The 14567-nt window shown below is 62.3% G+C and carries 16 protein-coding genes; 4 read left to right on the forward strand and 12 right to left on the reverse strand.

All coding sequences use genetic code 11. The annotated features are described in order from the left end of the window. Positions 1-73 precede the first annotated feature (73 nt). Both trxA and AB4Y85_RS08255 read left to right on the forward strand, forming a co-directional pair. Entirely contained in the window at positions 74-394 is a 321-nt protein-coding gene (gene trxA, locus AB4Y85_RS08250; protein WP_441984396.1) for a thioredoxin, read from the forward strand. Between the two features lie 229 nt (positions 395-623). Next, positions 624-1184 (forward strand): DUF930 domain-containing protein, encoded by a 561-nt coding sequence (locus tag AB4Y85_RS08255; protein WP_441984397.1) that lies wholly within the window; start codon positions 624-626, stop codon positions 1182-1184. A 6-nt stretch (positions 1185-1190) separates the two neighbouring features. On the opposite strand, the gene AB4Y85_RS08260 is transcribed toward AB4Y85_RS08255, so the two are convergent. The 12 genes from AB4Y85_RS08260 to AB4Y85_RS08315 form a co-directional block, all read right to left on the reverse strand. After that, on the reverse strand, positions 1191-2516 hold the full coding sequence (locus AB4Y85_RS08260; protein WP_441984398.1) for a bifunctional folylpolyglutamate synthase/dihydrofolate synthase: 1326 nt from the start codon (positions 2514-2516) through the stop codon (positions 1191-1193). Positions 2517-2528: 12 nt separating this feature from the next. After that, a complete protein-coding gene (accD, locus tag AB4Y85_RS08265; RefSeq protein WP_441984399.1) occupies positions 2529-3419 on the reverse strand; it encodes an acetyl-CoA carboxylase, carboxyltransferase subunit beta in 891 nt (296 codons plus the stop codon). Between the two features lie 163 nt (positions 3420-3582). Next, positions 3583-4422 (reverse strand): tryptophan synthase subunit alpha, encoded by an 840-nt coding sequence (gene trpA / locus AB4Y85_RS08270; RefSeq protein WP_441984400.1) that lies wholly within the window; start codon positions 4420-4422, stop codon positions 3583-3585. An 85-nt stretch (positions 4423-4507) separates the two neighbouring features. Then, positions 4508-4894 (reverse strand): hypothetical protein, encoded by a 387-nt coding sequence (locus AB4Y85_RS08275; RefSeq protein WP_441984401.1) that lies wholly within the window; start codon positions 4892-4894, stop codon positions 4508-4510. A 31-nt stretch (positions 4895-4925) separates the two neighbouring features. Further along, positions 4926-6146 carry a tryptophan synthase subunit beta gene (trpB, locus tag AB4Y85_RS08280; RefSeq protein WP_441984402.1) on the reverse strand — a complete coding sequence of 407 codons (1221 nt, stop codon included), beginning with the start codon at positions 6144-6146 and terminating at the stop codon, positions 4926-4928. Positions 6147-6221: 75 nt separating this feature from the next. Then, positions 6222-6881 (reverse strand): phosphoribosylanthranilate isomerase, encoded by a 660-nt coding sequence (locus AB4Y85_RS08285; RefSeq protein WP_441984403.1) that lies wholly within the window; start codon positions 6879-6881, stop codon positions 6222-6224. Positions 6882-6890: 9 nt separating this feature from the next. Then, positions 6891-7838 carry an ornithine cyclodeaminase family protein gene (locus tag AB4Y85_RS08290; RefSeq protein ID WP_441984404.1) on the reverse strand — a complete coding sequence of 316 codons (948 nt, stop codon included), beginning with the start codon at positions 7836-7838 and terminating at the stop codon, positions 6891-6893. Positions 7839-7877: 39 nt separating this feature from the next. Next, complete coding sequence (locus AB4Y85_RS08295; RefSeq protein WP_441984405.1) at positions 7878-8231, reverse strand: LapA family protein; 354 nt, start codon at positions 8229-8231, stop codon at positions 7878-7880. Between the two features lie 17 nt (positions 8232-8248). Further along, positions 8249-8563, reverse strand: coding sequence for an integration host factor subunit beta (gene ihfB, locus AB4Y85_RS08300; protein ID WP_441984406.1), 315 nt, complete (start codon positions 8561-8563; stop codon positions 8249-8251). Between the two features lie 26 nt (positions 8564-8589). Continuing rightward, positions 8590-9555 carry a signal peptide peptidase SppA gene (gene sppA / locus AB4Y85_RS08305; RefSeq protein WP_441984407.1) on the reverse strand — a complete coding sequence of 322 codons (966 nt, stop codon included), beginning with the start codon at positions 9553-9555 and terminating at the stop codon, positions 8590-8592. A gap of 249 nt (positions 9556-9804) precedes the next feature. Then, the gene (rpsA, locus tag AB4Y85_RS08310; protein WP_441984408.1) at positions 9805-11502 is read right to left on the reverse strand and encodes a 30S ribosomal protein S1; all 1698 of its coding nucleotides are present in this window, start codon (positions 11500-11502) and stop codon (positions 9805-9807) included. A gap of 324 nt (positions 11503-11826) precedes the next feature. Then, positions 11827-12456 carry a 2-hydroxychromene-2-carboxylate isomerase gene (locus AB4Y85_RS08315; protein WP_441984409.1) on the reverse strand — a complete coding sequence of 210 codons (630 nt, stop codon included), beginning with the start codon at positions 12454-12456 and terminating at the stop codon, positions 11827-11829. 265 nt (positions 12457-12721) lie between these two features. Between AB4Y85_RS08315 and AB4Y85_RS08320 the strand changes: the two genes are divergently transcribed. Both AB4Y85_RS08320 and AB4Y85_RS08325 read left to right on the forward strand, forming a co-directional pair. Continuing rightward, complete coding sequence (locus AB4Y85_RS08320; RefSeq protein ID WP_441984410.1) at positions 12722-13954, forward strand: argininosuccinate synthase; 1233 nt, start codon at positions 12722-12724, stop codon at positions 13952-13954. Between the two features lie 4 nt (positions 13955-13958). Further along, the gene (locus tag AB4Y85_RS08325; RefSeq protein ID WP_441984411.1) at positions 13959-14501 is read left to right on the forward strand and encodes an MOSC domain-containing protein; all 543 of its coding nucleotides are present in this window, start codon (positions 13959-13961) and stop codon (positions 14499-14501) included. Positions 14502-14567: the final 66 nt, after the last annotated feature.

Below are 14567 nucleotides of genomic sequence, written 5' to 3' on the forward strand. Positions count from 1 at the left end.
ACCCGTTCTTACCTTGGCCCTATCGGCAGGCGGCTCAACTGAGTCGCTGTATCAAATATTCAAAGGTGATGTGATGGCGACCGTAAAGGTGACCGACGCAAGCTTCGCGCAGGATGTCCTGCAATCCTCCGAGCCCGTCGTGGTCGATTTCTGGGCGGAATGGTGCGGTCCCTGCCGCATGATCGGCCCGGCCCTGGAAGAGATTTCCAATGAGATGGGTGGCACGGTGAAGATCGCGAAGGTCAATGTGGACGAGAACCCGCAGATCTCCTCCCAGTTTGGCATCCGCTCCATCCCGGCGCTCATGATGTTCAAGGACGGCAAGGTCGTGGCCCAGAAGGTCGGCGCCGCTCCCAAGGGCGAACTGTCCCGCTGGATCCAGGCTTCGGCCTAAAGGATTTCACGATCCGAAAATGATGAAGGGGCCGAAAGGCCCCTTTTCGTATCTGCCACGCTCTTGCCTGAATGAAATCTCATTACAACACGAGGCCTGTTAAGGGCTGTGTAATGAAAGCGAGAGCGGGGTGGGCTCCACGAAGACCACAGCGGGTTCGACCCTTTTGACGGGTAATCCGTGGAGCCTTTTGGCATCCCTGCTTCTGCATGCCCTGGTGCTACTTAGCTTGAGCAACCTGCTCGCTCCCAGAGTTCTTCCGCCGCTTGTTGAGAGCATGCCGGTCGAAATCTGGTCGCCTGAGGAATGGGCCATCGTCAGCAAGCCTTTACCTTCCAGAGCGGAGGAGCCTGCAACGACCCCGACTCAGTTAGCTGATATTGCACAGGCGAGCCCAATCCGCGCCACGACCATGCTGTCCGCAGCGACCCTGGAGCATCCGCAAAGCCGTGCCATGCGGACCGCTCTCGGACGGATGGAGAAAGAGACGCGTTTGGAGCAGCTCTGCGACATTGAGGCGATGGCACAGATCGCAGCTCATCTCCAAGCGTTCAAGCCGGATCGCATCGTTGCTTACGCGAAAGGGGATGTGACGTTCGCCAGCAACATTCTCATCGCCAACGGCGCTGCCTTCCGCAGCGGCCAGAAATGGCACGAGCTGGCATTCACGTGCGAACTCAGCAAAGACCAAGAGAGCGTACAGGCTTTCGAATTCACGGTGGGTCGGGCGATTCCGAAACGCGACTGGGAGAGATACAGCCTGCCCTCGCCAGCGCTCGATTCTGATTAGGCAGACTTACTCCGGCAACGTCCCATTCGCAGCTAGCACCTCACCCGCAAGATACAGCGAGCCGCAAATGAGGATGCGGGGGGCCTTGTCCCACATGTAATTGTGCAGGGAGGCGAGCGCCGTTTCCACGCTCGGCGCGGTGGACGTGGTGAGACCCACGCTTGCGGCAATGGCGGCGACTTCATCTGCAGGGCGGGCGGCGATCTGGCCCGCGATGGGCACGGCGATCACTTCCCGCGCGAGGCCGAAGAAATTCTTGAAGAAGGCCTGCGCGTCCTTGGTGCCGAGCATGCCCGCGATGATCACGAAGGGCGCATCGTTGCGCTCGCTCTGGTCCGCCATGGCGGCGGCGAGCACGCGGCCGCCATCGAGGTTGTGGCCGCCATCGAGCCACAGCTCGCAATCCTTCGGCGCGATCTCCGGCAGGCGGCCCCTGGAAAGGCGCTGCAAGCGGCCCGGCCATTCGGCGCGGGTGAGGCCCGCTTCGAAAGCCGAGGTCTCAAACTGCTCGAAGCCCGCGGCGCGCAAGGCCGCAATGGCCGTGCCCGCATTGATGAACTGATGACGTCCAATCAGTTTCGGGCGCGGCAGGTCGAGGAGGCCCCGCTCGTCCTGATAGACGAGACGTCCGCCCTCCTCGTGCACGGAAAAATCCTGCTGGCCGATAAGAAGCGGCGAAGCGCCGATGCGCTCGGCTTCACTGACAAGCGTCTGATCCGCTTCCGCGTAATCCTGCGGCGCGATGATAGCCGGGCAGCCACGCTTGAAGATGCCCGCCTTTTCCTTTGCAATCGCCTGCAAGGTCGTGCCGAGATATTCCGCATGGTCGTGGCCGATGGGCGTGACCACGGCGGCAGCAGGCTTGTCGATGACGTTGGTGGCATCGAACCGTCCGCCGAGGCCGACTTCGAGCAGCAGCACGTCGGCGGGTTCCTCGGAGAAGATGAGGATAGCAGCGGCGGTGGTGATCTCGAACACGGTGATCGGCTCGCCCGCATTTACCGCCTCGCAGCGCCGGAACGCCTCGACGAGCCTATCCTCGGTCACATAGCGCCCGCCACCGAAATGGCCGAGGCGAATGCGCTCATGGAAGCGCACCAGATGCGGCGAGGTATAGACGTGGACCGCAAGTCCCGCGCTTTCCAGGATCGCCCGCATGAAGGCGATGGTGGAGCCCTTGCCATTGGTGCCCGCCACATGGATCACGGGCGGCAGGCGGCGTTCGGGGTTGCCGAGCTGACCCAGCAGGCGCTGGATGCGCCCGAGCGACAGGTCGATGGTCTTCGGGTGCAGGGCGAGAAAGCGCGCGATCAGCGCATCTGAAGAATCCATCGCCCGTTTCCGTTACTCAGCCGCGACGGCGACTGCTTGCGACGCGGGCGCGGTCTCCGGCGCCTTCATGAACAGGCGCGACAGGCGGGCGACCGTGGATTTCACGTCATGGCGATGCACGACCATGTCCACCATGCCGTGATCCTTGAGGTATTCGGCGCGCTGGAATCCGTCAGGCAGCTTCTCGCGGATGGTCTGCTCGATCACGCGCGGGCCGGCAAAGCCGATGAGAGCGCCGGGCTCGGCGAGATGCACATCGCCCAGCATCGCATAAGACGCAGTGACGCCGCCGGTGGTGGGGTTGGTAAGCACGACGATATAGGGCAGCTTCGCATCGCGCAGGCGGCGGATCGCCACCGTGGTGCGCGGCATCTGCATGAGCGAGAGAATGCCTTCCTGCATGCGCGCGCCGCCGGAGCCCGCGAAGAGCACGTAAGGCGTCTTCTTGTCGAGCGCGGTCTCCGCGCCCTTCACGAAAGCCTCGCCCGCCGCCATGCCGAGCGAACCGCCCATGAAGCCGAAATCCTGCACGGCAATCGTCATCGGGAATTCTTCGACGCGGCCGTAGCCGACCTTGAAGGCATCCTGCTGGCCGGTCTTGGCGCGGGCGTCCTTCAGGCGATCGACATATTTCTTTTCGTCACGGAATTTGAGGGGATCGATGGCCACTTCCGGCAGCGCCACATCGAGCCAGGTGCCGCCATCGAACATGAGGCCCAGACGCTGCGAGGCCGAGATACGCATGTGGTGGTTCGAGCCGGGGATCACCCACTGGTTCGCCTCCACATCCTTGTGGAACACGACCTGTCCCGTATCCGGGCACTTGATCCAGAGATTGTCCGGCGTCTCGCGCTTGAAGAGCGTCTTGATCTTCGGACGGACGACTTCGGAAATCCAGTTCATCGCTTTTACCTTCTCTGTCAGAAGCGCCTCAAAGCCCTCATCCTAAGGAGACCGTCTGGCCGTCTCGAAGGACGAGGGCGTTTCCAGCGCCCTCTGGAACCGCACCCTGATCCTTCGAGACGCTGCTGTCGCAGCTCCTCAGGATGAGGATGCTTTTGTTGTCTTACGCAGCTGCGCGCTTCGATACCGAGCGCACGCCTTCGCTCAATTCCTTCACCAATGTGGTGACGGCATCGACCGAGCGCGAGGTCGCGCGGTCCTGATCGTCGAGCGTGCCTTTCAGCGCGTCGATCAGGGCCGAGCCCACCACCACGCCGTCGGCGCCCTTCGCCACGGCTGCCGCATGGGCGCCGCTCTTTACGCCGAAGCCCACTACGACCGGCAGTGGGGTGTGATGCTTGATGCGCTCCACCGCCGAGGCGACCTTACCGAAATCTGGGGACGCAGCACCCGTGATACCGGTGATCGAAACGTAATAAACGAACCCGGCCGTATTGGCGAGCACCGTCGGGAGACGATGATCGTCCGTGGTCGGGGTGGCGAGCCGGATGAAAGCGAGGCCGGCCTTGAGCGCCGGCAGGCATAATTCATCGTCCTCTTCCGGCGGCAGGTCCACCACGATGAGGCCGTCGACGCCGGCTTCCTTAGCGTCAACGAGGAAGCGGTCCACGCCGTAGACATAGATCGGGTTGAAATAGCCCATCAGGATCACGGGTGTGTCCTGATCCTCCGCGCGGAAGCGGCGGATGAGGTCGAGCGTCTTGACCGTATTCTGCCCCACCTTCAGCGCCCGCAGGCCTGCCGCCTGGATCGCCGGGCCATCGGCCATGGGATCGGTGAAAGGCAGGCCGAACTCGACGATATCCGCGCCCGCCTTCGGCAGGCTCTTGAGGATGGCGAGCGAGGTTTCCGGGTCCGGATCGCCCGCCATCACATAGGTGACGAGAGCGGCGCGGCCTTCCGCACGGCATTGTTCAAAACGGGCTTCGATGCGCTTGGTCATGGCGGGTCTTTAGCATGGGAGAGGAAGGATGTGAAAATCCACTTTCCCAACCTTCTAATGGCTATTCAAACGAGAACGCAGGTTTTTACGTGCTCATATTAAGTGACGGATTATCTTTGAAAATCTGCTCTAATAAGAATTCGTCTCGCACTGATAGGAGCAACGCCCTCGCCATATCTCCGTCACGCGCTGCCATACAGAGGTTTATTAATTGATGGGCAGAAAAACCTTGATAAAATTCATCCTTGATAGTAGATAATATAGCAATTGCTTCACTTCGAATTTTTGCAAAGCGTTCCCGCTCGTAAGATCGCAACTCATCATCGGTGTGATTAAGGCCTTCAACTGACATCTGCGCTATATCGCATTTCAGCTTAACAGCCATCGCTTTCTGAGCATCTTCATCAGTATCGACATCTGAGGATTGGCTCTCAGCCTGATTTTTCTGCGATCGCTTGAATAGCCCAAACATCTTGCGTTCCCAATAAGAGACAAAGTGTAGCTTAGGCTATCTTATTCCCCAAATGCTCCGCAATCTGAGGGATATCCTTGTCGCCGCGGCCGCTAATGTTGACGACCATCAGGTGATCTTTCGGCTTCTGCGGAGCGAGTTCCATGACCTTGGCAAGGGCGTGGCTAGGCTCGAGGGCGGGCAGGATGCCCTCCAGGCGCGAACAGAGCTGGAAGGCTTCCAGCGCCTCGTCGTCGGTAGCGGAGATGTAGTTGACGCGGCCCATATCGTGCAGCCAGGCATGCTCGGGGCCGATGCCGGGATAATCGAGGCCGGCGGAGATGGAATGAGCGTCGGCGATCTGCCCGTCCTCATTCATGAGGAGGTAGGTACGGTTGCCGTGCAGCACGCCGGGGCGTCCGCCGGTGAGGGATGCCGCGTGCAGTTTGTCGAGGCCATGGCCTGCGGCTTCCACGCCGTAGATCTCCACGTCCTTATCGTCGAGGAAGGGATGGAACAGGCCGATGGCATTGGAGCCTCCGCCGATGCAGGCGACGAGCGAGTCCGGCAGGCGGCCTTCGGCCTCCATCATCTGCGTGCGGGTCTCGTCACCGATCACGCATTGGAAATCGCGCACCATGGCGGGATAGGGGTGCGGGCCAGCGACCGTGCCGATGCAGTAGAAGGTGTCGGCGACATTCGTGACCCAGTCGCGCAGGGCCTCGTTCATGGCGTCTTTGAGCGTCTTCGTACCGGACTGCACGGGCACGACCTTCGCGCCCAGCATGTTCATGCGGAACACGTTCGGCTTCTGCCGCTCCACATCGACCGCGCCCATATAGACGATGCATTCCAGCCCGAAGCGCGCGCAGAGCGTCGCGGTGGCGACACCATGCTGGCCGGCGCCGGTCTCGGCGATGATGCGCTTCTTGCCCATGCGGCGGGCGAGAAGGATCTGGCCCAGCACGTTGTTCACCTTGTGCGCGCCGGTATGGTTCAGCTCTTCGCGCTTGAAGTAGATTTTTGCACCACCGAGATGCTCGGTCATGCGCTCCGCGAAATAGAGCGGGCTCGGGCGGCCAATGTAATGCGTAGAGAAATACGCCATGTCCGCGTGGAAGGCCGGGTCGCCTCTGGCCTCGTTGTAAGCCTTCTCCAGCTCCAGGATGTTCGGCATCAGGGTTTCGGCGACGAAGCGTCCGCCGAACTTGCCGAAATGGCCGCGCTCGTCGGGGCCAATGCGGTAGGAATTGGGTTGGGCTTGAGCTGACACGGGCTGTCCTATTCGTGACGTTATGCATTTCCCGCAAAAAGCGGCTGCCGGTTTTCGGCAGGAAATGCGGAAGCCTTAATGCTGGGCAGCGAATGCTGTCCGGGCCGCCTTGACGAAGGCTTTGATCCTCGCCGGATCCTTGAGACCCGGTCCGCTTTCCACCCCTGACGACACATCGACGGCGAAGGGTCGCGTGACCCTGATCGCCTCCGCCACGTTGTCGGGGTTGAGCCCTCCTGACAACATGAAGGAGAGACGCGGGTCAAGTCCGTTCAGCAGGCCCCAGTCGAAGGAAACGCCGTTGCCGCCGGGCAAGGCATCCGCCATGCGGGGCGGCTTGGCGTCGAGCAGGATAGGCTCTGCCCCTCCGGCATAGGGCGCAAGCGCCGTCAGATCGCCCTTCTCGGCGATGCCGAGGGCCTTCATGACGGGGCGGCGCACCATGGAGCGGATTTCCGCAACGCGCTCCGGGGTTTCGTGTCCATGCAGCTGGATCAGGTCAGGGTTGATGGCCTCGACCGCCTGGGCAACTTCCTCGTCGCCCGGGTCCACCAGCAGGACGACGCGCTGGGCGCGGCCCTTAGCCTGCAGGGCGAGGCGGTGGCCGAGGTCGAGAGTGACGTGGCGTGGGCTCTTCGGATACCGCACGAAACCGACCATGTCCGCGCCGGCATCCAGCGCGGCGGCCAAGGTTTCGGGTGTCGAGAGCCCGCAGATCTTGATCAGGTTGTTCATCGTTACATTTTACGACGGAATGGCCGTCGAGCGCCATACCAGGATTGCCGCAGCCAAATCCTCCAGCGCCGTACCCACCGACTTGAAGGTGGTGATCGCCTTCTCCGCCCGCAAATGGGGCTTCCGGCAGAGATCCGAGAGCGTACCGCGCACATGATCCGGCGTGATGGCGCCCGATTGCAGGGACAGGGCGACATCGCCGCCTTCGCTGCGCGCCGCATCAGTGTCGATATAGATTTCGGACCGGCGTAGCGCCTCGTCGTCGGCCTCGCGCATTTTCAGGTTGAAGGCCCCCACGAGATCGAGATGGGCGCCCTCCTTCAGCCATTCACCCTTGACGATGGGTGAGCTCGAGAGCGTGGCACAGGACACGAGATCGGCCTCCCGCACCGCGCCTTCGAGATCGGTGACGGCTCTGACCGGCAACCCTTCCGCGCGCAGCTCGGCAGCGAGGCTTTCGGCCTTTTCCGGACGGTGGTTCCAGAGGGCAACCTCGCGGATCGGACGCTGGCTCATATGGGCGCGGATGAGGAAGGGCGCGAGAGAGCCTGAACCCACCATGACCATGCGGCTGGCATCCTTGCGGGCGAGATAGCGCGCCGCGAGCGCGGACGCGGCAGCCGTGCGCCAGACGGTGAGGCGCGTGCCGTCGAGCACGGCCATGGGCTCGCCCGTCTCGCCGTTCATGAGCAGATAGGAGGCGAGCACGCTCGGCAGGTTGTGCTTGCCATTCTCGGGAAACACGGACACGACCTTCACGCCCATGAAGCCGCCCGGCGTGGCAGGGCCGCTCCAGGCGGGCATGAGCAGCAGCGTGCCGTGAGCGGCGGGGTGCTCCACCTCGTGGTGGTGGCGCACCGGCGTGACCATGTCGCCGGCGAAGGCCTCCGCCAGCGCATCCACCAGGGCCGGAAAGGTGAGAACCTGATCGATCTCGGCGGAGCTGATGACGCGCATGGCTATGGAAGACCTGATGGGCTTCTAGAAGTCGGAGAACTAGAAACCTTGGGAAGGGGACGAAGGCAATGTGGCGGGCAGCGTCGTCGCGGTGCCGTTCTGGCTGCGCAGACGCTCGGTCTCATAGCGCAGCTGGGTCGCCTCGCGACGGAATTGGCGGCGGGCCTTGCGCGTCTTGCCCTGCGCCAGCCAGCTTGCCGTTCCGCCGATGAGCACGCCCACCATGACGGCGGCGAAGATCACGGCAAAGAGCGGCAGCTGCGTCGCGAATTCCGGCGCGGCTTGCGAGAACGGATCGAGCGACAGGGTCACCGGCGCGCGGTTCGCCACGGCCAGCAGCACGATCAGGATCGCGATGGGAAGAAGAATGAGCGCCTTCAGAAAACGAATCACGAGCACCTCTTGAAGCGTTACTGCGCCGCCGCGGCCTTCAGCACTTTCGAGGACGACGTGTTGAGCCGCTGACGCATTTCCTTGCCCGTCTTGAACACGGGCACGACCTTTTCGGAGATGGAAACGGATTCGCCCGTGCGCGGGTTGCGGCCCGTGCGGGCATCCCGCTTCTTCACCGAGAACGCGCCGAAACCGCGCAGCTCCACCCGGTCGCCGCGGGAGAGCGCATCGGCGATGGTATCGAGGATCGCGTTCACGATCTTCTCCACGTCGCGTTGGTACAAATGCGGGTTCTGCTCAGCGATTTTGAGCACGAGTTCAGACTTGATCATGGAAAGGCTATATCTTTGACGTTGCTTTATTTTTCGGAAGGGTGCCAGACAGCTAGGAGGCCGTCAAGCCGGGCGACTTCCGCATGGGCATCCGCCCTGCGGAGAGCCTCGGCCGCTCCCTGGAAGCCCAGGAGGTCGACCATGGCCGCCGAGGCGGCGAAAACGGAAAAGTCGCGGTCGGAGCGCGGCTTCCAATCGCGAATCGGAAGATTCTTGGAAACGCCCTTCTGCTGCTCGAGCCAGACGACCGCATCGCGCTCGCCGCCGAGCTTGTCCACGAGCTTCATGGGCACGCCCTGACGGCCGCTGAACACCTGTCCGGTGGAAGCGGCGGCAAGCTCGCCCTCGTTCAGACGGCGGCGCTCGCGCACCAGCGCCTTGAACCAGTCATAGGTGTCGTTGACCACCAGCTGGGTCGCGGCGCGCGCTTCCGGCGAGGTGGGCGTGAAGGGATTCGGTTCCGCCTTGAGAGGCGCCGATTTGATCGTCTCGACCTTGACGCCGACATTCCCGAGAAGGCCGGAAAGATCGGGATACTGGAACAGCACACCGACCGATCCCACGAGTGAGGTCTCGCGGGCCACGATGTAATCGGAGGCGATGGCCGTGATATAGCCGCCGGACGCGGCGGTGCCGTCCACGAAGGCCACGACCGGCTTCTTCTCGGCGAGCTTGCGGATGTTGCGGAAAAGCTCCTCCGATCCCGTCGTGGTGCCCCCGGGGCTGTTGATGGAAATCACCACGCCCTGCACCGAGCTGGAATCGCTCACCCGCTCCATGAGATCGGCAAGGCGCTGGTTGCCGGTGATCACGCCATTGACGGAAATGCGGGCGATCTGGTTCTGCACGGAGCCGTAGCCTAACCGGTCGGCGGACGCATAGCCGATGGCGGCCACGGCTGCGATTAACCCTGAGAACCCCGCGATGCGCCAGAAGGACAACTTGCGGCGCAGACGGCGGCGGTCGGCGATGGCTTCTGCATCGATGGACATCGTTCGTCTCTAACTCGCTACGATTTTACGAAGGGGGCACCCTATTGCGAAGGCACATAGGGCGGCAAGGGAGTGAGCCAACAAAAAAGCCGTGCGATGGCGCGGACTTCCGTGAAACAGTCCGAACAAAGTTGTGGTGCATGTTTCCTTCTCCCCTTTGCGGGAGAGGGAAGAGGAGCACCTCTCCAAAACAAAAAATCCCCGGGCCGGAGCCCGGGGATCCATCAGATTCTCAATGCTGAGAATCGATTACTTCTTGCCGGCCTTGTTGAGGGCGGCGCCCAGGATGTCGCCGAGCGACGCGCCTGAGTCGGCCGAGCCGTACTGAGCCATGGCTTCCTTCTCCTCAGCGACCTCGAGGGCCTTGATGGAGACGGTAACGCGGCGGGCCTTGCGGTCGAACTGCGTGACGCGGGCATCGAGCTTCTCGCCGGCGGCGAAGCGCTCGGGGCGCTGGTCGGCGCGGTCACGAGCAAGCTCGTTGCGCTTGATGAAGGAGGTCAGGTCGGAATCGACCAGCTTCACTTCCAGGCCGCCATCCTTCACCTCGAGAACCTCGCAGGTGACGATCTGGCCCTTCTTCAGCTCGCCGGCTTCGGCGAAGGGGTCGCCGGCCAGCTGCTTGATGCCGAGCGAGATGCGCTCCTTCTCGACGTCCACGTCGAGAACCTGAGCGCGAACCATGTCGCCCTTCTTGAACTCGTCGATGACCTGCTCGCCCGGCTTGTTCCAGTCGAGGTCCGAGAGGTGGACCATGCCGTCGACGTCGTTCTCGAGGCCGATGAACAGACCGAACTCGGTCTTGTTCTTCACCTCGCCCTCGACCTCGGTGCCGACAGGGTGCTTCTCGGCGAAGGCCTCCCACGGGTTCTGGAGCGTCTGCTTCAGGCCGAGCGAGATACGGCGCTTCACCTGATCGACTTCGAGGATCACGACCTCAACCTCTTGCGAGGTGGAGATGATCTTGCCGGGGTGAACGTTCTTCTTCGTCCAGGACATCTCGGAGACGTGGATCAGGCCTTCGATGCCCGGCTCCAGCTCAACGAACGCACCGTAATCGGTGATATTCGTAACGCGGCCCTTCAGCTTTGCCTGGACCGGGTAGCGGGCGGCGATGCCCTCCCACGGATCGGCGAGCAGCTGCTTGATGCCGAGCGAGATGCGGTGCGTCTCGTGATTGATCTTGATGATCTTCACCTTGACCGTCTGGCCGATGTTTACGACCTCGGACGGGTGGTTCACGCGGCGCCATGCCATGTCGGTGACGTGCAGCAGGCCGTCGATGCCGCCGAGATCAACGAACGCACCGTACTCGGTGATGTTCTTGACCACGCCGTCGATGACCTGACCCTCTTCGAGGTTCGCCACGAGCTCGGAGCGCTGCTCGGCGCGGCTCTCTTCGAGAACCGTGCGGCGCGACACGACGATATTGCCGCGGCGGCGATCCATCTTGAGGATCTGGAACGGCTGAGACACGCCCATGAGCGGGGTGACGTCGCGCACGGGACGGATATCGACCTGCGAGCGGGGCAGGAACGCCACGGCGCCGTCGAGGTCGACCGTGTAGCCGCCCTTCACCTGGTTGAAGATCGTACCGTTGACGCGCTCCTGGGCCTCGAAGGCCTTCTCGAGCTTCACCCACGACTCTTCGCGGCGGGCCTTGTCACGGGAGATTACGGCCTCGCCCAGCGCATTCTCGATGCGCTCGACATAAACCTCGACCTCATCGCCGACATTGACGGTCTGGTCGCGGTTGGGGCCGGCAAATTCTTTCAGAGCGACGCGACCTTCGGTCTTGGCGCCGATATCGATGACCGCGACGTCTTTTTCGATCGCGACCACCTTACCCTTGACGACCGAACCTTCGCTGATTTCGTTCGTAAGGAAGGATTCTTCGAGCAGAGCAGCAAAGTCTTCACGGCTCGGCTGTTGGAAAGCTGCAGACATAGGTTCTCCTGAATGGCCCTGGTTTAAGGGGCAACGCCGGCGGCTCGTGTGAACGGGCCGTTTCCAGCCGCCGCTGCCAGGAACGCCCCTTTAGGGCCATGTCCCAGGCATGCCGCTCTAAAGAGCGGGCCGGCGTATCATCGACGGATGGAAACGCTTTATCTTCAAGACTTTACCGGAACGCCGCCGGGGCGCGAAAACCGCACCCTCAGATGGCAGCACAACGCCAATATCTGTCGGATGGGCGTTCCTTTATCCCAATTGGCCTTGGATCACAAGCTTTTCAAGGATTTGCCCCGGACAACAACCCAGTCTGCCGCCCGATCAAACCGGCCAGTCCGAGCGCCGGGCCTGGGCCAGGGCCCAATCGAGGGCCTGTTCGAGCCGGTCGTTGCCCCAGAACAGCTCTCCATCCTCCGCGATGAAGGTGGGCGAACCGAAGAGGCCCCGGGACTTGGCCTCCTCGCCCATTCGTCGTAGCCGGGTCTTGTGGGCCTCGTCCTGCGCCTGTGCCATCACCGCCTCGGCATCGAGCCCGAGCCCGGTCAGGATGTCGGCCAGAACCTGCGGATCGGAGATGTCCCGCCCTTCGCCGAACTCCGCCGTATAGACAGCCTTGGTGAAAACCGGCGTCCAGCCCGTCTCTGTGCCGAGAAGAGCGAGGCGGGCGGCGAACAGGCTGTTCTGCGGGAATGTCTTTGGCCGGTAGAACGGCAGGCCGAGACGGGCGGCCTCGCGCTCCATATCGCGCCACATGTAGCGGCCCTTGTCGGGAAAGATGTTGAACGGCGAGGATTCCAGGCCTTGAGCCTTGAAGAGGGGCCCCAAGAGAAACGGCCGCCACAGCAGCGTCACCCCCGCCTCCTCCGCCGCCTTCTCGATACGCATGGCGGCGAGATAGGAATAGGTGGACGCGAACTCGTACCAGAACTCGAAAATCGGCTTGCGGATCATGGCTTTCTCAACTGCCGGACCCGCTGAGGCAGCACCTGACCTAAACGGCCAATCCGGATGCATTCCACCTAAACCATTCCATCACGTTCTGGCAGACCCTCTTATTCCTGCCAGGAATGCAGCAAAAGCATACCATTCCCAACACCTTGCCGATTTCACCCGACAACCGCTCCAGCCACGATAAGGATCGTAGGGTCAAAAGTCCCTTCCCCTTTTGGGTCCGATGTTCTAAGTCGCGGGCACCCTTATCAATGGAACCTTTGCTATGGCTGAAAAGCGCGTGAACAAGGTCGTGCTCGCCTATTCCGGCGGCCTCGACACCTCCATCATCCTCAAGTGGCTGCAGACCACCTATGGCTGCGAGGTGGTGACGTTTACCGCCGATCTCGGCCAGGGCGAGGAGCTGGAGCCCGCCCGCAAGAAGGCCGAACTCCTGGGCATCAAGCCGGAAAACATCTTCATCGAGGACCTGCGCGACGAGTTCGTGCGCGATTACGTTTTCCCGATGTTCCGCGCCAATGCGCAGTACGAGGGCCTGTACCTGCTGGGCACCTCCATCGCCCGTCCGCTGATCGCCAAGAAGCAGATCGAGATCGCGGAAAAGGTCGGCGCCGATGCGGTCTCCCACGGCGCCACCGGCAAGGGCAACGACCAGGTGCGCTTCGAGCTCGGCTACTACGCCCTCAAGCCCGACGTGACAGTCATCGCCCCCTGGCGCGAATGGGACCTGCGCTCCCGCGAGCAGCTCATCGCGTTTGCCGAGAAGAACCAGATTCCGATCGCCAAGGACAAGCGCGGCGAGGCTCCGTTCTCCGTCGACGCCAACCTCCTGCACGCCTCCTCCGAGGGCAAGGTGCTGGAAGATCCAGCTCTCGACGTGCCGGATTACGTCTATTCGCGCACCAATGATCCGGAATCAGCGCCCGACAAGGCGACCGTGATCAAGATCGAGTTCCTCAAAGGCGATCCGGTCGCCATCGACGGCAAGAAGATGGGCCCGGCCGATCTGCTCGCGAAGCTCAACGAACTCGGCAAGATCAACGGCATCGGCCGTCTCGATCTCGTCGAGAACCGCTTCGTCGGCATGAAGAGCCGCGGCATGTACGAGACGCCCGGCGGCACGATCCTTCACCTCGCCCATCGCGGCATCGAGTCGATCACGCTCGACCGCGGTGCCGCGCACCTGAAGGATGAGCTGATGCCGAAATATGCAGAGCTCATCTATAACGGCTTCTGGTTCTCGCCGGAGCGCGAAATGCTGCAGGTTCTCATCGACAAGAGCCAGGAATTCGTCACCGGCGAAGTGACGCTGAAGCTCTACAAGGGCGGCGTCCACATCATCGGCCGCCAGAGCCCCTACTCGCTCTACGACCAGGACCTCGTGACCTTCGAGGAAGGCGCCGTCGCCTACGACCACCGCGATGCTGCGGGCTTCATCAAGCTCAACGCGCTGCGCCTGCGCACGCTCGCCCAGCGCAAGAAGAAGCTGGGGCTGTAAGACCATGAATGCGTCGGTCATCGCCATCAACCGCAGCCCGACGCATTCCTTTTCCAAGCCGAATGTAGAAAGTATCCGGCTTCTTGCCGGTCTCGGTATCGAAGGTGACGCTCATGCGGGAGAAACGGTGAAGCACCGCTCCCGCGTGAAGGCCGATCCCACACAGCCGAACCTGCGCCAGGTTCATCTCATTCATTCGGAGCTTTTCGACGAGCTTTCCGCAAAGGGATTCTTCGTCGCGCCGGGTGAGATGGGCGAGAACATCACCACGCGCGGCATCGACCTGCTCGCTCTTCCTGTCGGCGCCAAGCTGCAGATCGGTGCATCCGCCGTGGTGGAAGTGACGGGACTGCGCAACCCTTGCGTCCAGATCGACCGCTTCCAGAAAGGCCTCATGAAGGCAGTGCTCGACCGCCACAGCGAAGGTGAACTCGTCCGCAAATCCGGCGTGATGGGAATAGTTCTCGCAGGCGGCGAAGTTCGCGCGGGTGATGCGATTTCCGTCACGCTGCCTACCGAGCCGCATCGCCGGCTTGAACCGGTCTGACCGCATCACGCTTGCCTCCCCTGACATCCGTCCTATCCTGAATTGATCCTGTCCTTGCGCTGACGA

The sequence above is a fragment of the Microvirga sp. 2YAF29 genome (assembly GCF_052114605.1).
In the GTDB taxonomy this organism is placed as follows: Bacteria; Pseudomonadota; Alphaproteobacteria; order Rhizobiales; family Beijerinckiaceae; genus Microvirga.